At 59.6% G+C, this 19427-nt stretch carries 16 protein-coding genes; 7 read left to right on the top strand and 9 right to left on the bottom strand.

What is annotated here, in order from left to right; genetic code table 11:
• Positions 1-288: 288 nt before the first annotated feature.
• A complete protein-coding gene (locus EKM85_RS08585) occupies positions 289-1281 on the bottom strand; it encodes an aldo/keto reductase (protein ID WP_125585954.1) in 993 nt (330 codons plus the stop codon).
• A 153-nt stretch (positions 1282-1434) separates the two neighbouring features.
• Here EKM85_RS08585 and EKM85_RS08580 point away from each other — a divergent pair, with 153 nt between their 5' ends.
• The gene (locus EKM85_RS08580; RefSeq protein ID WP_125585952.1) at positions 1435-1896 is read left to right on the top strand and encodes an NUDIX hydrolase; all 462 of its coding nucleotides are present in this window, start codon (positions 1435-1437) and stop codon (positions 1894-1896) included.
• 84 nt (positions 1897-1980) lie between these two features.
• On the opposite strand, the gene EKM85_RS08575 is transcribed toward EKM85_RS08580, so the two are convergent.
• From EKM85_RS08575 to EKM85_RS08565, 3 genes are all read right to left on the bottom strand, one after another.
• Entirely contained in the window at positions 1981-3090 is a 1110-nt protein-coding gene (locus EKM85_RS08575) for an NADH-dependent flavin oxidoreductase (protein ID WP_125585950.1), read from the bottom strand.
• Between the two features lie 102 nt (positions 3091-3192).
• On the bottom strand, positions 3193-3642 hold the full coding sequence (locus EKM85_RS08570; RefSeq protein WP_125585948.1) for a hypothetical protein: 450 nt from the start codon (positions 3640-3642) through the stop codon (positions 3193-3195).
• Between the two features lie 71 nt (positions 3643-3713).
• On the bottom strand, positions 3714-4103 hold the full coding sequence (locus tag EKM85_RS08565) for a hypothetical protein (protein WP_125585947.1): 390 nt from the start codon (positions 4101-4103) through the stop codon (positions 3714-3716).
• Positions 4104-4312: 209 nt separating this feature from the next.
• Here EKM85_RS08565 and yaaA point away from each other — a divergent pair, with 209 nt between their 5' ends.
• Entirely contained in the window at positions 4313-5062 is a 750-nt protein-coding gene (gene yaaA / locus EKM85_RS08560) for a peroxide stress protein YaaA (RefSeq protein ID WP_125585945.1), read from the top strand.
• Between the two features lie 53 nt (positions 5063-5115).
• On the opposite strand, the gene EKM85_RS08555 is transcribed toward yaaA, so the two are convergent.
• Positions 5116-5736, bottom strand: a complete 621-nt coding sequence (locus EKM85_RS08555) for a hypothetical protein (RefSeq protein ID WP_125585943.1) — start codon at positions 5734-5736, stop codon at positions 5116-5118.
• A gap of 153 nt (positions 5737-5889) precedes the next feature.
• A complete protein-coding gene (locus EKM85_RS08550) occupies positions 5890-6615 on the bottom strand; it encodes an SDR family NAD(P)-dependent oxidoreductase (protein ID WP_125585942.1) in 726 nt (241 codons plus the stop codon).
• 135 nt (positions 6616-6750) lie between these two features.
• Between EKM85_RS08550 and EKM85_RS08545 the strand changes: the two genes are divergently transcribed.
• The 5 genes from EKM85_RS08545 (at position 6751) to rsgA (ending at position 15675) form a co-directional block, all read left to right on the top strand.
• Positions 6751-8925, top strand: a complete 2175-nt coding sequence (locus EKM85_RS08545) for a Tex family protein (protein ID WP_125585956.1) — start codon at positions 6751-6753, stop codon at positions 8923-8925.
• Positions 8926-9084: 159 nt separating this feature from the next.
• Positions 9085-10104, top strand: coding sequence for an LLM class flavin-dependent oxidoreductase (locus EKM85_RS08540; RefSeq protein WP_125585940.1), 1020 nt, complete (start codon positions 9085-9087; stop codon positions 10102-10104).
• 235 nt (positions 10105-10339) lie between these two features.
• Positions 10340-12655, top strand: a complete 2316-nt coding sequence (locus EKM85_RS08535) for a hypothetical protein (protein ID WP_125585938.1) — start codon at positions 10340-10342, stop codon at positions 12653-12655.
• 613 nt (positions 12656-13268) lie between these two features.
• On the top strand, positions 13269-14453 hold the full coding sequence (locus tag EKM85_RS08530) for an RNA-guided endonuclease InsQ/TnpB family protein (protein WP_125585936.1): 1185 nt from the start codon (positions 13269-13271) through the stop codon (positions 14451-14453).
• 319 nt (positions 14454-14772) lie between these two features.
• Positions 14773-15675, top strand: coding sequence for a ribosome small subunit-dependent GTPase A (gene rsgA, locus EKM85_RS08525; RefSeq protein ID WP_225418965.1), 903 nt, complete (start codon positions 14773-14775; stop codon positions 15673-15675).
• A 137-nt stretch (positions 15676-15812) separates the two neighbouring features.
• Here the strand turns inward: rsgA and EKM85_RS08520 are convergent, their stop codons facing one another.
• From EKM85_RS08520 to EKM85_RS08510, 3 genes are all read right to left on the bottom strand, one after another.
• A complete protein-coding gene (locus tag EKM85_RS08520) occupies positions 15813-16184 on the bottom strand; it encodes a hypothetical protein (protein ID WP_125585932.1) in 372 nt (123 codons plus the stop codon).
• 405 nt (positions 16185-16589) lie between these two features.
• Positions 16590-18599, bottom strand: coding sequence for an FtsX-like permease family protein (locus EKM85_RS08515; RefSeq protein WP_125585930.1), 2010 nt, complete (start codon positions 18597-18599; stop codon positions 16590-16592).
• Positions 18599-19417, bottom strand: a complete 819-nt coding sequence (locus EKM85_RS08510) for an ABC transporter ATP-binding protein (protein WP_125585928.1) — start codon at positions 19415-19417, stop codon at positions 18599-18601. Before EKM85_RS08510 ends, EKM85_RS08515 begins: the two co-directional genes overlap by 1 nt.
• Positions 19418-19427: the final 10 nt, after the last annotated feature.

Here is a 19427-nt window from a genome sequence, read left to right as displayed (position 1 = left end):
TTGTTTGTTTTAGCTAACAACATTATCAATCTAAATCCCCGTGTCGACAATCTAGGGGGTCACTTCATATTATCTAGGTTGAGGCTTTACTCGCAAAGCGAGTGAAGCTGCGACCGTAGCTAGCCACTCCCGCGTTGCGAACCCAAAGCCCGATTACGCAAGCTGTCTCAGCTTCCCGGCTTCGGGCCTACTTCCAGCCTAACGAAGCCCCGCCGCCCGGCGCAAGGCGCACGACTTGCACGAAAAAAACCGCCTCGCGGATTTCGCGAAGCGGTTTGAGCGGTTGAGTTATGCCAAAGCGTCGGCGATGGCTTGTTCCTCTTCCTCGCTGAAGTTAAGGTTGGCCAGCGCCTTGACGTTGTCGTCAAGCTGGCTGACCTTGCTGGCGCCGATGATGACACTGGCAACGACCGGTTGGCGCAGGTCCCAAGCCAGCGCCATTTCGGCAAGCGTCTGGCCGCGCTTTTCGGCGATCGCGTTCAGCGCCTTGATCTGGCTGAGCTTGTTTTCGACGTCCGCAACGTGCAGGAACGGGCTGTCCTTGCGTGCGGCGCGGGAGTCGGCCGGAATGCCGTTGAGGTAGCGGCCCGTCAGCATGCCCTGCGCCAGCGGGCTGAAGACAACGGCCCCGGTCTGGTCCTTTGCCAGCGTCGGGAAGAGCCCGTCTTCAGGGCCGCGGTTGAAGATGTTGTAGCGGTCCTGGTGGATGATGTAAGGCGTCTTGAGGTCCTTGAAGATGGCCGCCATTTTCTCCGTCTGCTCCGGATCGTAGTTGGACAGCCCAACGTAGAGGGCCTTGCCGCTTTTGACCAGCTGGTCGAGGGCGAGGGCCGTTTCTTCCAGCGGGGTGTCCGGGTCGAAGCGGTGGGAGTAGAAGATGTCGAAGTAGTCCAGGCCGGTGCGGGCGAGACTCTGGTCGCAGCTGGCGATGATGTTCTTGCGGGAGCCCCACTCGCCGTAAGGGCCGGGCCACATGTAGTAGCCGGCCTTGGAGGTGATGACGAGCTCGTCGCGGTAGGGATTGAAGTCCGCCTTAAAAATGCGGCCGAAGTTGCTTTCGGCACTGCCGGGCTCCGGGCCGTAGTTGTTGGCGATGTCAAAGCAGGTGATGCCGAGGTCAAACGCGTGCCGCAGCAGGTGGCGCTGGTTCTCCAGCGGATCGACGCTGCCGAAGTTATGCCACAGCCCCAGCGACAAGGCCGACAGCTTGAGGCCGCTGTTGCCCACGCGGCGGTACTGCATATGATCGTAACGTGTTGGTGATGCGAGATAATTTTCCATGTGTGCTCTCCCTTTGCAGTATTAGATAACGCTTTCTTACTGTACCGTTACTTACATTAGCACTACCGAAAGCGGCGTGCAAAGCATTTGGCGGGTGGTGGGGAAAGCCGCCACGCGGTAAAATGGGATCACATTCAAGCAGGAGGTGGCACCATGGGTTACATCGAAGCGCTGCGTCAAATTGTCGGGCACCGGCGCCTGATCCTGAACGGCAGCTGCGCGGTGTTGGTGAACGCGGATGGCGCACTGCTCATGCAGCAGCGCAACGAACCGGCGAAGCGCTGGGGACTGCCGGGCGGGCTGATGGAGCTGGGCGAAACGACGCGGGAGACGGTGGTCCGCGAGGTCGCCGAAGAAACCGGCATGCGTCTGGACGCCAGCGCGCTGACGCTGCTCAACGTCTATTCGGGAGAGGGGATGCGGACGGCGGCAAACGGGGACCAGTTCGACATGGTGACGACCGCGTACTACGCCGAGCACGTGACCGGCACGCCGCAGGTGGCCGACGCCGAGTCCCTGCAGTACCGCTGGGTGCCGTTTGATCAGCTGCCGACCAACATCCCGGCGGCCCACCGCCACGCCATTGCGGATTACTTGGCGCGGGCCGGGCGGTAGAGCGCAACAAAAAGCGCGGGCAATCACGTGATTGACCCGCGCTTTTGCTGTCCTGGCCTAGCTGGCTTAGCTGGCTGATGTTATCTACATATCGGCGTGCATGTGGACCGTTAGAAACCGCCACAGCGGCGGCGTGATCCCCAGCTCATCCAGCTCTGCCGGTGAGACTGTGTAGCGGATCGCAGCCTCGTCGCCGGCCGCCACCTTCTGGACCCAGAGCGGCTCCCGCAGCATTTCTCGGCCGAGCGCGACCAGGTCGATTCCCGCCGCCATCACCTTTTCGGCGTCGGCCGGGGTCGTCACCGACCCAACGGCGATCAGCGGCAGCCGGCCGGCGACCTGGCGCCGAATTTTCACAATCACCGGTTCGGTGTCGGTGGGGTCGTTCAACGAGGTCTGGAAGGCCCGGCCCTGCGAGACGTGGAGGTAATCCAGCGGCTGGTTCGCCAGGGTGGCGACGAACTGCAGCGTGTCCTTCAGGCGAATCCCCGGCGTCTCGATTTCTTCCGGGGAGATGCGATAGCCAATCAGAAACGGCCGGTCAGCGTACTGGTCAACAACTTCGTGCACGCGCTTGATGATGGCCAAGGCGAAGCGCTCGCGGTTGGCCAGGCTGCCGCCCCATTGATCGGTGCGACGGTTGCTGTGCGGGGAGAAAAACTGCTGCATGAGGTAGGTGTTGGCGCCGTGCAGCTCGACCCCGTCAAAGCCGGCGACAATGGCCCGCCGCGTCGCTTGCCCGAAGGCTTCAATTACGGCAGCGATTTCTGCTTCAGTCATCGCGCGGGGCGTCTCGGCGCCTGGCCTTACTGCCGCAACGGCACTGGCCGAAACCGGCTGCCTGCCGCGCAAGATCTTCGAATTGGTCATGCGGCCGGCGTGGAAAATCTGCAGGACGGCCCGGCTGCCGCCTTGTTTCATCGCGCTGGCCATGCGCGTGAGGCCGGGCAGGTACCGGTCTTCGGCGACTGAGAGCTCGCCTTCAAAGCCCTTGCCGCCGGGGGTCACGTTGGCGACAGGGGAGATGAACAAGCCGGCGCCACCGCTGTGAATGCGAAAGTAGCGCAGCTCGTCTTCGGTGACGGAGCCTTCCTCAAAAGCGGAACACTCGGTCATCGGCGGGATGACGACCTGGTTTTGGACCGTGACGCCGTTTTTGAATGTGTAAGGGCGGAGAAATTGGTACTTGGTCATAGGAATCGGCTCCTTTCTTAAGAGACACTCCCAGTATAGAGCAGGACGGAGGCTGCGAGCGGGCCAAAAAAACCTGCCCATGAGTCAGGCAGGCGAAGCGGATCAGCCGCGGAAGATCGGCTTTTGGTACTTCTCGAACCAGCCGGAAGCGAGGCTGCGTTCGGCCGCGAAGATCAGCTGGCGGCTCGGGTCGGCTTTAACGGACCAGTTGGCCGCCGCAAATTTGCTGCGAATCGCATTGGCGTCCGCGGTCGTCTTGGCCACGAGGATGTACATTTTGGTGCCGTGGTCGTTGGTGAAGGCGACGGCGCTGGCGATGCCGCTGCCGTACTGGCGCTTGAGTGCAGTCAGCGCGGCGCCGGTGATGTCCTGCTTGTTTTGAACCGGCAGCCCGCGGTTTTCCACGTCTGCCAGGTGGCTGACGGCCGAGCGGGTGCTGGTCTGGCTGGTGCTGGGACTAGGGCTGCTGGTATTTTGGCCGACCCCGCACGCGGCGAGCAGGGTGAGCGGGATGACGGCAACCAGGACCAGTTTGGCGAAGGTGGATTTCATGACGAGACCTCCTATTTAGGCTTTGCTCAAGCATACGAAAAGCCAGCAGGGAAAACCATCCGGCGTAAGGCCTATCTTCCCTGCAGGACGCCGAACAGGACGAGGTAGCCGGCAAAATCGCCAATACGCTTGCGGTTCACTGCGGGGTCGCCCAGCTGTTTGAGCCAGTCAGGCGCCCCGCACTTTGTCGTGTGGCGGCTGAGCGCCTGCAGGGCCTTGATAAAGCTGTTGTGATGCGCGGTGCGGGCGGCATCGACGGCGTTCCGCTCTGCGCGTGACTGCAGATTCCATCTGACCCGAATCGACGCGTACGCCAGAGCATCCTCAAGGACCATTGCCCACAGGGTGGCAAAGTCCTCGTCGGTGTCCGCGTTGCGCGGGTGGAGCGCTTGGTAAATCTGGTAAGCCTCGGCTTTGGTCAGCGCGTCGGGCCGCTTGAGGTAGGTGGGTAAGTCGAACATCCAATCAACTCCTTTGTTGCCTTTATCATACCTGATTTGCAGGCGGTCAGCGCGGCGGGTTGGCCTTTGCGCGTTTGAAAATGACCCGGGCTCGCTTGGGACCGCACCGAGTCCGGCGGGCGTTCCGCTTGTTTAGCGTGCCTGATTGGGTATAATAACAGCATTAATTCAGGCCGGCCGGGGCCGGCCGATGGAAGCGAGGGTGCCCCATGCAGTTGATCATTGCGCCAGCGAAAAAGATGCACGTGGATCACGAGAGCTTTGCCCCCGCGGCCTGGCCGCAGTACCTGGCGCAAGCGCAAACACTGCTGGCCGCGCTGCGCCAGCTGTCTTACGAGGAGGCCAAGGCGCTTTGGCAGTGCAGCGACCAGCTGGCCAAGCCCGACTATCAGTGGCTGCGGCAGATGAACCTCCGCGACCAGCCGGGCCCGGCGGTGATGAGCTACGTGGGCATCCAGTACCAGAGCATGGCCCCGGATCTGCTCACCGCGGCGGGCCTGCGTTACCTGAGCGACCACCTGCGGATCCTGTCGGGGTTTTACGGGGTGCTGCGGCCGTTTGATGCCATTGTCCCTTACCGGCTGGAGCTTGGCAGCAAGCTGGCCGTGGGGCAGGCCGCGAACCTTTACCAGTTTTGGGGCGATAAACTTTACCGCGCGCTCGACTGGTCGCAGCCGGTGGTCAACCTTGCGTCCAAAGAGTACGCCAAGGCCATTACGCCGTATTTGCAGCCGCAGGATCAGCTGGTGGAAGTGGTGTTTGGCCACCTGGAGGACGGCCGGATTAAGACCCGGGCGACGCGGGCCAAGATGGCCCGCGGGGCGATGGTGCGCTTTGCCGCCGAGCATCAGATGGCCGACCCGGCCGCCCTCAAGGCGTTCAGCGATCCGCGCTACCAGTATTCAGCCGCGCTTTCAACGCCGAATAAACTGGTCTTTCTCAGCAAAGAACCGCGCTAGACCGTTAAGCACTTGAGAAAAAAGCCCCTGCACCAAGCGGCAAGGGCCAACGATCACGGTCGGTCAGACTGGGTCATCTGGTCAGTCTCGCTGGCCGCATCAGCTTCGGGCGGCAAGCCAGAATCTTTGCGGCCTAGGCGCTTCGTAAGCTTGGCCGGCAGCTGCTTGAGCCCGTGGCCGACTTCTCGTGCCAGGATCCGCCGCGCGGCCTTGTTCGCGATTTTGGCGTCGCGTTTTGCTGCCTGCCGGGTCGCCACCAGCTGCTTGCTGGCCGCCACCCCCTCAGCGCTGACGTAGTAGGCGCGGACAAACGTGTTTGGCGCTACCTTTGCGTTGGGTTTGGGGCTGGTCGTGAGGATCACATCGGAGCGGGCCGCCGCGTACTGCGGGGCCGGGGCGAGGAGCACCAGTGCGTGCTGAAGCTGGTAGTGATCTAGCACGCGCTTGGCCTCCGCTAGCGGCAGATCGATCAGCGCGGGCATTTTGAAGTCGCCCTTATGCTTGGCCCGGTGGGCGTCAAGCGCCTTGGCACTTTCGTCGACGACGCCGGGGGCGACTTTGCTGACGGTGTCGGCGACCGCGCCCACGCCGGACAGCACTTGGTCCAGGGTGGCAATGGTCTTGCCGGCGAGCCTGCGCAGGCCGCCGGCTTTCTGGGATGGTGAGCTTGGCATCGGTAATCCCTCCTTATTCCGGTTACCTTCTGCTTTAACTATAGCAAGGCCAAGGCGCCGCCAGCCACTTTGCGCCACCCGCGACCGGTTGGCGCAAAAGGCCCGCATCCTGGCAGGTGGCTGTCAGCGGTGCGGGTCTTTTCGGGGTCTAGATTAATGGCGGGCAATCAGCCGGCCGACCATTTGGCCGAAGCCGTAGTCGGCGACGATCTTGCCCTGGTGGTGGTGACCATCGGTGGCAATTTTGACGACCGCGGCTGCGCCTTCTGCCACCGGCCGGACGAATGGGCTCTTGAGGTGGCCGTTCAGGTCCGTCGAGACGCCGCCTGGCATGATGCCGAAGATGTCGACTGGGATCTGCTTGCGGGCAAAACTCTGACCGAACAGCTTCACCATTTGGTTCATTGCGGACTTGCTGATGATGTAGCTGAAGGGGTGCCAGAAGCGGCTTGGACTGGTGGGAATGGTCATGTTGGCAATGCGGCCGTGATTGCGCGCGAGCAGCGGCGTGAACGCCTTGATCATCTCAAACGTCCCCATGACGTTGACGTTCAGCGTCTCCCGCAGAGACTCTGTGGTCACAGCCATGGGCTCGGCGGTCATGTCGCCGGCAATGCCCGCGTTGTTGATGAGCAGCCGCAGCTCGGGATGGTGGTGCGCGGCGGTCAGGGCAGCGGTGTGAATGGTGGCCGCATCGTCCAGGTCGATCTGCAGCCATTCCGCCCTGATGCCTTCCTTAGCGAGCTGCGCGGCGGCCCGTTCCCCGCGCGCCTGGTTGCGGGCGCCCAGCAGGATCAGCCAGCCGCTTCGCCCGAGCTGCCTTGCCACTTCAAAGCCGATGCCGCGGTTGGCGCCGGTGATCAGTACTGTGTTTGTCAATATGATGGCCTCCATTAAGAATTTAATAATCAATTCTAACACGCTGAGGGCTGGCCGTTGTCTAAAGTGGAGGCGGCTTGTATGATGGAGGCACACCGTGCAAGCGGGCGGACAACAACTGTGAGGGATGAAGACTTGATCGAAAAGCAAACTGTTCAATTGATGCAAAAGGACCTGACCGGGATCACCGACCACCAGGTGACGGCGGTGCTGAACCTGATGGCGGACGGCAACACCGTGCCGTTCATCGCGCGGTACCGCAAGGAGGCCACCGGCAGCCTTGACGAAGTGCAGATCCAGGCCATCGAGGAGGCGTACCACCGCGCCGAGGCCCTCCAGGACCGCAAGGCGGCCGTGATCAAGGCCATCGAGGAGGCCGGCAAGCTGACGCCCAAGCTCTCGCAGCAGATCCAAGCGGCGGCCAAGCTGCAGGACGTCGAGGACCTTTATCTGCCTTACAAGCAGAAGCGCCAGACCAAGGCGACCATCGCCAAAGCGCGCGGCCTTGAGCCGTTTGCGCGGTGGCTCCTGACTTTTCCCACCGGTCCCTTGACCAAGCGCGCCAAACAGTTCGTGAATTCGGCCAAGGACCTGCCCAGCACGCAGGCCGTCTTGGACGGGGCGCATGAGATCCTGGCGGAGCGCTTCAGTGAAATGGCCTCGGTCCGCAACTGGGTCCGCGGCTACACGCAGCGCACCGGCAAGATCGTGGCCACCGTTAAGGCGAAGGGTAAGGCACTCGACGAAAAAGGCGTCTACCAGCAGTTCTACGATTTTACCGACCGGTTCAAAGGCATGTCCGCCACCCGCACGCTGGCCTTGAACCGCGGCGAAAAGGAGAAGATCCTGACGGTCAAGGTGACCATCGATGCCAGCGCCGTCATGCACTTTTTTCACTTCAAACTGATCGGCGACCGGCCGGAAAGCCCCGCCACGGCATTCATCGAGGACGCCTACGCGGATGCGTACAAGCGGTTCATCTGCCCGGCCATTGAGCGCGAGGTGCGCGGCAGCCTGACGGAGGCCGCTGAGGCGCAGTCGGTCAAGGTCTTCGGCCAGAATCTTTACCACCTGCTGATGCAGGCGCCAATCAAGGGCAAGGTCGTGCTCGGGTTTGACCCGGCCTACCGCACCGGCTGCAAGCTTGCGGTGGTGGATCCCAGCGGCAAGCTGCTGGCCACTGCGGTGATCTATCCGCACAAGCCCGCCTCCCCGCGCCAGCGCCAGGCCGCGGCCGGTGAGCTGACGGCCTTGCTCGAGCGGTACCAGGTGACCATGATCGCCATCGGTAATGGCACCGCCAGCCGCGAGTCCGAGCAGTTCGTGGCCGCGACCATCAAGCAGCTCCCGCGGAAGATCTTCTACGTGATCGTCAGCGAGGCCGGGGCGTCCGTATACTCCGCCAGCCAGGAGGCGCGCGACGAGTTCCCCGACCTGCACGTCGAGCAGCGCAGCGCCATCAGCATCGCCCGCCGCCTGCAGGATCCCTTGGCGGAGCTGGTGAAAATCGACCCGGAGGCCATCGGGGTCGGCCAGTACCAGCACGACCTGCCGGCCAAGGCCATGGCCAGCGAGGTCGACGCCGTGGTCGAGCGCGCCGTTAACCAGGTCGGGGTGAACCTGAACACTGCCAGCTACCAGCTGCTGGCGCGGATCTCTGGTCTGTCCAAGACCATCGCGCAGAACATCGTGGCGTACCGCGACGAGAACGGGCCGTACACTAGTCGGCCGCAGCTGAAGAAGGTCCCGCGCTTGGGCCCCAAGGCTTACGAGCAGGCGGTAGGCTTCCTGCGCATCATCGGCGGCAAGCAGCCCCTGGACAACACCGACATTCACCCGGAAAGTTACCCGGTGGCCAAAGCCCTGCTGAAAGCGGCGGGCGTGGCCGCCAGTCAGCTCGGCGAGCCGGCCGCAGCGACCAAGTTGGCGCAGCTCGACCTGGCCCAGTTTGCGACCGGGGCCGTGGGCATGGCGACCGTGAAGGACATCGTCGCCAGCCTGACGCACCCGGGCCGCGACCTGCGCGATAACATGCCGGCGCCGCTTTTGCGCCAGGACGTGCTGACCATGGAAGACCTCCAGCCGGGGATGAAGTTCCAAGGCACCGTGCGCAACGTGGTCGACTTCGGGGCGTTTGTCGACATTGGCGTGAAGCACGACGGCCTGGTGCACCTGTCGCGGATGGGCGCTAAGTTCGTGCGCGACCCCAACACGGTCGTTTCGGTTGGGGACATCGTGGACGTCTGGATCGTCTCGGTCGACCTGCAGCGCGAGCGCATTGCGCTGAGCATGGTGGCGCCGCAGGACTAGGCAACGGCAGCACCGGCTAAAGTGAAACTGAATTTCGGACGGGCAGGCTGCGCAAAGGCGGCCTGCCCGTTTTGCCCAAGATAAATAACAAATCACTTGTAATTAGTAAGCCAATGAGCTATATTGCCTGTATCGATCAAACCAAAAGAGGCGAGCAAAATGAAGAATATCGGCTTTTTGAGCTTCGGCTTCTGGCAGAAAAATAATTCGCTGGTCACCACGGCCGCGCAGAGCTATCAGGAATCGGTGCAACTGGCAGTCGCGGCGGAGAAGATCGGCATTGATGGGGCGTGGTTTCGCGTGCACCACTTCGCCGACCAGATCGGCACCCCGTATCCGCTGATGGCCGCCATCGCGGCGAAGACGTCAAAGATCGAGATCGGCACCGGGCTGGTGGACATGCGCTACGAGAACCCATTCATGATGGCCGAAAACGTCATGGCCACGGACGTCCTGTCGCAGAATCGCGTCCAGCTCGGCGTCGGGCGGGGGTCGCCGGAGCAGGTCCAAGACGGCTGGCGGTACTTCGGTTACGACTACACTGAAGAGGAGATCAAAAACATTGCGCGCGCCCGGGCACTCAAGTTCCTGGAGCTGCTCAAGGGCGAGCGCTTCGCCGAACCGAACGCACAGCCGATGTTTCCGCAGGAGCCGGGCCTGCGGCGGCTCGAGCCGTTTTCCCCGACGTTGCACCGGCGCGTCTGGTGGGGCGCCGGCAGCCAGGCCACGGCGGTCTGGGCCGCCGAGCACGGAATGAACCTGATGTCCTCAACGCTGGTGAACTACGAGTCTAACGAGCCGTTTCACATCCAGCAGGCCAAGCAGCTGCGGGCCTTCAAGGCTGCCTGGCAAAAGGCCGGCCACGACTTTGCGCCGCGCACGCTGGTCACCCGCTCGATCATGCCGATCGTCAGCGACCTGGACCGCCAGTACTTCGCGGCTGGCACGCAGACGCAAGACGAGGTGGGCTACCTGGCTTACCACCAAAACCCGACCATTTTCGGCAAAATGTTCGTCGGCGAGCCCGACCAGCTGGTCAAGGAGCTGGCCGAAGACGAGGCCATCAAGGAGGCCGACACGGTGCTGATCACCGTGCCGTCAACCCTGGGGGTGGCGTACAACGTGCACATCCTCAAGACCATCATGACCGACATTGCGCCGGCACTGGGGTGGAAGTAGCTTGGCCGTTGACCTCGAACAGAAAAGGTTGAACTTTGCAAAACGCTGCGATGCTGCAGCGTTTTTTTGTGGGGCTTGAAGCCAGTAGAAATTAGACTCAGAGTTTTGAAATTGGGGAATGGCAACGCGTGAATAATTTTCTCGGTAGGAATATTGTTTGTGTGCAGTACACTTGGTATAAGCACACTTATCTACGCTGAGTTAATGGTTAAAACGGGAGAAGGGGATACTGACTATGAAACCTGATGACGTGCGGCAGACTAGGCTCAAGAAAGCAGAACAGATCGCCCCACCATTACTTGATTTAGACGGCCAACAGTATTCAACCTCGTATCAGTTTGAACCGAATCCTGTAGAGCGGTTACTTGGTGAATCAGAAACAGTTCGCGCTGACTTTGATTCAAAGACGACTAAGGCTGATCGCTTAGATTATGAGCTGGCGGCCGCCTGCGGCTTACTTAGCAGTATTCTCGATATCTTTTGGACTAAGGATTTCTCGCTTTCCATGGCCCATCAGGTTGGTACGGATGATGCAAACAAAATTGTGATGAAATTTGCCCAGCGGCTAGGATTTCACGGTGATGATCTGACAAAGGCCATTCGGTTCTTGGAACGATACAAGATGCCAGGAGATAAGGCGACAGCTGCGATGGGCGGAGGTCTGCAGCATCATTTGCGTGATTTCACCCACCATCCCACCCTGGTGGGGCTGTTCTTCTCGATACTTGCTCAGTTTACAGGCGTTGTTTACGGCACTGACACTGATGGCAACGCTTTTGGTGAGCGGATCGATCCGGCGGAAGGTTTCGTCGGTCAGGACTTTGTCCAGAAAATATCGCTGGGGACTTTGCATTGGTTTCTGCACCTAATTAGTGATTTTGATGGATCAAGCAATAATGCAGGAAAGGGCACAGGCATCCCTGGACCAATTTTAGCAAGCCTCAAAGAATTGTCGGCGTTGCCATTTTTTGTCAATCTTCGCAAGCATGACAATGCAGAAACGAAAGCTTTCACAGTTTGGTTATCAAAGCTGTTTAATGGCACGGCTTTTAAGGACAGTGACGGTAGGCCAATTCGCTTTGATTTGCGCACAGAAATGGGGACGACCAAGTTACTGTTAAAGCAGGCAGGACCGGTCGTACTGAATGAAGTCTTAGTGCGAGTGGCTTATTCGGTTCGCCGATTGCTAACAATAATCAAAGAGTTGCCGGTAAGTGAAATGAAAGATTTAATGCAGATCAATCCGCAGACCTTCTTGCCGTTTAACAATCGTGCGATCAGCCGGATGTTAGTTGTCGCTACCGGCGTCTTTTCTGCCGTTGATATTGGGCAGGCAGCCATTGCGACTAGATTTGGGAAGCAAACATCAGTTAAGACCTTTATTGCGAAGGTAAATATTGTCGGTTTAGGCCGCTTTGCGGTAGCCGTTGTGCGCGATTACGAGTACCTTCATCAAGATATTCAGGAAATGTATACCAAGTATCAAGAACACGTTTCGGTCATTCACCGTCCGTACATCCAAGTGCCTATTCTGGCCCAGGCCTCATTGAGCGCACGGCAGCAGGAGCTGCTTTTGTCCCTAGAAGCCCAGCTAATTCAGGCAGATATTCTAACGACAAACCAGACTAAGCAATTGCCGCTCAAGCAGGAGTGGTATCAGACATGGCACAATGCCATCGCCGCTCGGATGACTTTGACTGCTTCGGCTGAGGCGTTGCTTGACGACTTTCAAGAGGAGTGGCATCAGAGTTCAAGTCCCACCTGGCTGTATGCCTTGTTGATGGAAGCTCATGACTTTAAGGGCTACGTCCCGTTCTCCAAAGAAAACGTCAAGAAATATCGTGGACTGCATTATTCGACTAAATGGTTGACCGCGGAGTTCATTCCGCAGTTAGAGGCTCGGATCCCGGTGAATTATGAACGGCTGATTAAGACGTATGAACGTGAACGTCATATTCTTAATAACCGCGGGAAGACGGTGGCAGTTGGCGCTGCAGTCACGGCAGGATTAACGGTAGCGACGGCGGGGACTGCATACCTATTCGCACCGGTCATTGCGACGGCCATGCTCGGTAGTTCTTTTGCGGGTCTGTCGGGAGTGGCCCTTACCAATGCGAGTCTGGCGGCATTTGGTGGTGGGTCATTGGCAACTGGCGGATTGGGAATGGCTGGTGGGGCAGCATTATTAGCAACTGGCGGTGGTGCAATTGGGCTGGCGAGTGGCGGACTGATGAGCGCAACCTCCCTTGTTTTCAGCGATGCCCGGACGGATACGCTAGGTTTGATGGCGCGGCTATTGACAATTTTGAGTACGGTCCCTGATTTTGAGGATCGCCAAGGCGCGATCGAACAAACAGATAAAAACGTGCTGTTGATGATTGAGAGACTAGAACACGATACAACAATGCTCCATGAAGCACCCACGGACGAAATTCCCGTGAAGGAAAGAAAGCAGCAGGAAAAGATTAGCGGTCGTAGCCTAATCTATTTAAGACGGGCACACGCTGAGCTGAACAAAATGCAATCAAAAAAGTCAAAGGGTGACCTATAAGGGTTCAATTTGATCCGGGCAGGGATTAATTATGCTGTAATCAGTTTGTCCGTAACTGAACGAGGACACGCAGCCGCCGCAAGCGGCTCATTGCCAGATCCGCTTATTTGGGTGAAGTGATCTTTCGTGGACTGATTAAGCGAGAGGAAGGGATGTCAAGCGGCAGGCCGCTTGTTGCCAGAATGATGATTGTGGTCACCAGTTGGCTTAGTCTGCTGGTCGGGGTGACACTGCGAATGCGCTTTCCGCCACCCCTTGAATTCTGATACAATAACCGCATGCGGCCAAGCAGCCGCAATAAGAAAGGATGTGCGCGATGTTGAGCATTGTAGTGGGTGCCGTCACGTCACCGGAGGACTACAAAGCATAGTCTTCCACGATCATGGAGATACTTAACAGTAACCAATAAAGTCCCACAATGTGTTCATTTGTCACACTTTGTCAAACTGCAGTAATCAAGTGGAAGGCAGAATGACTAGTGTGCCAAGATGATAAACTCGTGAAAAGTTACTGACTGATGCATGGAGCCGGGATAACGACTTTCATCTTGTCTTGACAATGCGATTTCATCTTCATTTGCTATGATTTTCATAGGTGAAATGGAGGTGAAAGCATGTTGAGAACGCACAAGATTCGTTGTTACCCAAATGCGACCATGCGCCGCGCATTAGCGCAGGCATGCGATTACCGCCGCTATTGTTACAATCAAGCCCTCGCCACGTGGAATGAGATGTATGGCGCGTCAGTGGTGCTGGCGGATAAGACGGCACGGCCCAATGAACGAAAGGTCCGTGACGAATTGGTCGCCAACAAGGCGGACTGGCAATATGCCCGTTCAGCACGGATCTTGCAACTGGCCGTCCATGACTTGGCCTTGGCATGGGCGAATTTCTTTAATTCCAAGATGCCAGACCATCGCAAGCCGCGGTTCAAATCGAAAAAGCGCAGTCGATGCAGTTTTAAGACTGATCGAGCAGCTATCGTGAATGGCAAGCTGCGGCTGGATAAGCCGCGTCGTTATCGTGATCGGTGGTACGACATCCGCTTGGCCGAAACGCCGCGCTGGCCAGGTGCGCTTAAGCTGACTTCGATCGTCAAGGAAGCGGATGGCTACTACGCTTGTCTAAGCATTGATGTCACGCCACCAGAACCGTTGCCTGAAAATGAACGGATTTGTGGCGTTGATGCCAACATTGGCAAATTCGTTTATAACAACGGTGCGTCAATGGCTTACATTCGCGGCCTGACCGAGCAGCTCACCGGTTTGTACAGTCGGGTATCGCTGTATCAGCGCCGGCTTGCCCGCAAGCGTCAGGCAAATCCAAATCACTTCCGTTCTAACAATTACCGCGCAGCGAAAACCAAGTTGCAGCGGACCTACCAGAAGGTGACGAGGATTCAAGGCGACTTCGTGCAGAAGCTGACGACCATGTTGGTGCGACTTAATGGCACCATTGCCATTGAAGACCTGGATGCCTTGCATATGAAGATGAATAAACGACTAGCGAAGAACTTACACCGCTCGTTGTTCGGTCGCTTCAAAGTGCTGATGAAAGACAAGGCACCATGGTACGGGCGTCAGTTAGTGATGGTCGATAGGTTCTATCCGAGCACACAGCGGTGTAGTCGTTGCGGCATGGTGAAGACCGGTGATGACAAACTGACGCTGGCAGGTAACGCCCTTCACGGCACCAAACATCACGAGTTTCATTGTTACGGCTGTGGCGCTCAACTTGAGCGCGATGAGAATGCCGTCCAGAATTTGATTCAATATGCTCAGGGGCAGGCTATGTCCTGAAGGTTCAAGAGCCAGTCAATGTTGCGAGGTGCATACCGACGTAAGAATACTGGCGTTGACGGGACCAAGTAAAATCATGAATGTACAACTACGAAAGGAAAAATATAATCCTTTACTAGTGTCATTAGACATTCTTCCACATTTTATATAGCAGGACGGAACACTGAATTTTAAAGATTACGGCGCGCACGCTGAGCAGGCCCTGGCAGCAGGGCTGAGCCTGGCGCGCGTCATTGAAACGAGTCATCAGCAGTACACCATCGTTGCAAAAACAGGCCAGTACCGCGCCCAAGTCGCCGGGCGGCTCGCCAACTTGGCGATGGGGCCGGAGGATTTTCCGACAGTCGGCGACTGGGTCCAGGTCAGGCTGCCGGATCACCCGGCGGATGCCGCGATGATCGAGCGCCTGAACGACCGCCACTCGGTTTTTCTGCGCAAGGTTGCGGGCCGGCGCAGCGATGCGCAACTGGTCGCGGCTAACGTCGACTGGCTTCTGCTGTGCATGGCACTGGACGCCAACTTCAACCTGCGCCGACTGGAGCGTTACTTGGCCGTTGCCGCCTCGTCTGGCGCGCAGGCCGCGATTGTGCTGACCAAGGCCGACCAGGCACCGGCTCTGGCCGGCCAGCTTGAGGCCGTCGCGGGCGTGGCGGGCGTGGCGCCGGTGCTGGTGTGCGACGCAACGCAAACAGCCGGCCTGGACGCGCTCGAGGCGTTCATGCGGCCGGGGCTGACCTACGCCTTTCTGGGCTCATCGGGGGTCGGCAAGTCGACTTTGATCAACCACCTGCTGGGCGGCGGCACGCTGGTCACCCAGGCCGTGCGCGAAAGCGACGCCCACGGCCGCCACACCACCACGGCGCGGCAGCTGATGCCGCTTTCGAACGGCAGTGTCGTCATTGACACGCCGGGGATGAGGGAGCTCGGGCTGCTTGAGGCGGACGTGGACGCCACGTTTGCGGACATCCAGGCGCTGGCTCAGCACTGCCGGTTCTCCGACTGCACGCACCAGCATGAGCCGGGCTGCGCGGTTCAGGCTGCGGTGGCCAGCGGAGAACTGGCGGCCGAACGGCTGGCCAGCTACCAGCGGCTCAAGCTGGAGCAGGCACAAAACAACGACCTGCGCGGCAAGGCCCGCGAGAATGCGAAAATCGATCGCATGTTTGGCGGCAAGAAGCAGATGAAGGCGTTCATGAAAGAAGTCCGGCACCGGCGCCGGTAAGCCCGGCCTGGCGTAGTGAAAGCCACAATCCAAGTATAAGAAAACTGGTCAGGCGCACCTCGCCGAGGAGGCGGCCTGACCAGTTTTTATCTACGTTGAGGGTTATTTGGTGTTCAGAGCCCGCGCTTCAGCCGCGTTCAGCTGGCCGCAGGGGAGCCAAAGTTCTTGAGGTTGGCCAGGGCGATGCCACCGCCGACGATGATCACGATGCCGCCGACCCAACCCAGCAGGGGGATCAGCGCCACGCCGCCGCCCACCGTCAGCAGCACGCCCGCGGCCGGCTTCACCTCGGCTGAGCCCTTGTAGTAGGTCAGGGTGTAGATGCCCAGCGCCAGGGCGGCGAGTTTCAGCAGCAGGAAAATGATGCCCCAAGTGGACGTGTTGTTCGCATTGCCGTTGGCGACGTCCCCAATCGCCGAGGCGGTGATCACGAACGGCGCGACGAGCAGGATGATGCCTGCGACCAACCCGTAAATGCCGTCGGTCTGGATCAATGTTTTCGTCTTCATAAGTTTCTCCTCCTAAAATGATAATGGCCTTAACAAAAAGAACGCCTTATTATAATTTGCGGGGTCACAGCCCGTCAATTATTAAGGCTTCTGCTCGCGCGGTGCCGTCGAAATTCGCTTTAAAAGGGCGATGACGACGATGTTTCAGGTGCAAAAGACGCTATCGCCATTTTCGGCGAGCACAGGGCCGATTCTGTTAAACAGGAAGGCCGATTTCCTCGCGCCCAAGAGCGAGAAAATCGGCCTTTCTGACTCTAACTCGGCGTTTCCGGCCAGGCGGCCCCCACCCAGAAAAATCATTCTGAATCGTGATGCAAAGACCAGTCGGCGTATGCAAAAACACCGGCAGCGTCTTGGGCGCTGCCGGTGTTGTTACTGGTCGCCTGATTCACTCAATCGGCGGCCTTATTTAACGATCCTGAAGTACACCTGCGCGGTGGCCTTGTACATGATGACGTACAGTACGGCGAACACGGCGAGGGTGGCGGCGACAATGCCGGCGAACTGGCCCCAGTTGAAGATTTGAAACAGGGTCAGCACCCGCTGGATGAACGGCGCGGCGATGGCGGTGTGCACGCCCGCCACGATCAGCGGAATGTAAAACAGCGTGAGCAGCTGGGAGTTGATGGTCTGTTTGACCTCGCGCTCCGACAGGCCGACCTGCTGCAGGATCCGGTAGCGCTTGGCGTCGGCCAGCCCTTCCGAGACCTGCTTGTAGTAAAGGATCAACGCGGTGGCGAGGATGAACATGATGCCCAGCAGGATGCCCATGAAGAGGAAGGCGCTCATCCAGTGGAGCACGGTCCGGCGGTTGTCGGCCGCCCCGCGGACGTTCATGGCGCCGAGTTTGGTGCGGTCGATCGCGTGGGTCAGCGCAATCTGGTGCTGATCGGTGCCCTTCAATTGGAGGTAGACCGTGGTTTGCGGGGCCGCCAGGGTGGCCGCCGCAAAGTGCGCGACCTTGCTGCCGAAGGCCCGGACGGCGTGCGTCATGGCCGCTTCGTCCTTGAAGACGAGCAGCGCGTTGCCCATGGCGGCGGCGTTCGGTTGGTAGGCCATCTTGGCCGTACCGCGCACGCGCAGCGGCTCGGCGCGGCCAAACTGCAGGGTGGTCTGCTTCAGCGGCCGGGTGCCGCCGAGAAGGATCTCGTTTTTAACGAGCTGCAGGTGGCGGCCGGTCATTTGGTTATAGTGGGCCAGCGTCATCAGGTCGCTGCTCATCAGGCCCGGTTTCGGCCCAAACAGGCCGGAGTAGTCCTGGTCTGAGGCAAGGCGGACCCGGTTGCCGACAAACCGCAGCGGGACGCTGGCACTGATCGTGGCCACGGTGCGCTTGACGATCTTGACGTGGTGCTTGGCGGCCAGGGCGGCCACCTGTGCCTGGTTCTGCGCCGGGGTGATCGCACTTTTTTTCGTCTCGGCGCTGGTCGCTCTTAGGTAGGACAGATCAGCGGGGTCCGTGGCGGCGACGATCTGCGGAACGCCGCAGTACAAGGTGATGGTCGTGGCGATCGTCACCAGCGTCATGGTCGCTAGGATGGTGATGGAGGCCAGCCCCGCGCCGTTTTGCCGCATGCGGTGGATCATGTTGGCGACGTTGATGAAGTGCGCGGGCTGGTAGTAGTAGCGCTTGTTTTTGCGCAGCAGCTTGAAGATGAACACCGAGCCGGCGATGAACAGGGCGTAGGTGCCAATGATCACAAGGACGACGGCAATGAAGAACCACTGCAAAGCGCCCAGCGGGTCGGTGATCCCGATCGCGGCGGCGTACCCGGCACTCAGCGCGACCAGGCCGATGATCAAAAGCAGCCAGCGCGTTTTCGGCTCGCGCTCGCCCGCGCTGGCCGCGCGCAGCATCTCCAGCGGCCGGTGCTTGCGCAGCCAGTTTGCGTCTAGCAGCACGAGCAGCAGGTAGATCAGCGCGATAATGCCGGCGGCCTGAAGCAGTGGCACAGCGTCAAGCCCAAAGGCCACGTGGCCCGGCACGCCCAGCATCTTGCCGAGCACCAGGTAGCTCAGGCGGGAAAAGGCGATTCCAAGAAGCACGCCCAGGGAGATGCTGATGGCGGCGCAAAGCGCCAGCTCAGCTTCGACCATCAGCCGCAGCTCACGCTTGCCGAACCCGATCACATTGTAAAGGGCCAGCTGCTTGGTCCGTTGCTTGAGCAAGAAGCCGTTAGCGTACCAGGCCAAGATCACGCCGAGGATCACCATGACGATGGCCCCGTACTTGAACATCTCGGTGGCCGCGGCCTGCACCCCGACCCCGTTATTGCCAAAAATCGCCCCGGCGTCCGCGTGCACCGACAGCATGATCACGTTCATGATGGCGAGCAGGGTCATCGCGAGTAGGAACGGCACAAAAATGCGCTTGTGGGCGCGCAGGTTGGTGGCGGCTAAGCGAAAGTAGAACATTAGTCGGCCTCCTTGCCCGTGTGGGCGGCGTCAGCGCTGGCGGTCTTGCCAGCCTGGGTGGGGGTTTGCTTGGCCAGCATCGCCGTCATGGTGTCGCTGATCTTGACCAGCAGCTCGTCTTGGCTGAGGTCGCCGCGGTACAGCTGGTGGAACAGCCGTCCGTCGCGGATGAACAGCACGCGCTGGGCGTGGCTGGCGGCCACAGCGGAGTGGGTGACCATCAGGATGGTCTGGCCCGCCTGGTTCAGCTTGCCGAACAGGGTGAGCAGCTCGTCGGCGGTGTGCGAGTCCAGGGCGCCGGTGGGTTCGTCCGCCAAGAGCAGCGCAGGATCGGTGATCAGCGCGCGGGCGGCGGCGACGCGCTGCTGCTGGCCGCCGGAGAGCTCGTACGGGAACTTGGTCAGCTTATCGGCCAGCCCCAGCTGGGGCGCCAGCGCTAAGACCCGCTTTTCCATGGCCGGCACCGGCGTCTTGCTGAGCACTAGCGGCAGAAGGATGTTGTCCTTGACGTTGAAGGTGTCCAGCAGGTTGAAGTCTTGGAAAACAAAGCCGAGGTGCTCGCGGCGAAACTTCGCCGCGCGGCTTTCCGGGATCGTGCTGAGCTCGGTGCCGTTCAGGTCGATGCTGCCGGCAGTCGGCTTGTCCAGCGCGGCGATCAGGTTGAGCAGGGTGCTTTTCCCTGACCCGGATTCGCCCATGATGGCGACGTACTCACCGGCTTCGACGGATAGCGAGATGTCGGTCAGGGCCTGGACGGCGTTGGCGTTGAAGCGGGTATGGTAAGTTTTGGCGACGTTTTTGAGTTCTAGAATGGGCATGTGTGACTCC

This window comes from Lacticaseibacillus jixianensis (assembly GCF_003946485.1).
GTDB classification, from domain to species: Bacteria; Bacillota; Bacilli; order Lactobacillales; family Lactobacillaceae; genus Lacticaseibacillus; species Lacticaseibacillus jixianensis.
Note: the sequence above shows the minus strand (reverse complement) of the source record. Positions and strands in the feature narration are given on the sequence as shown.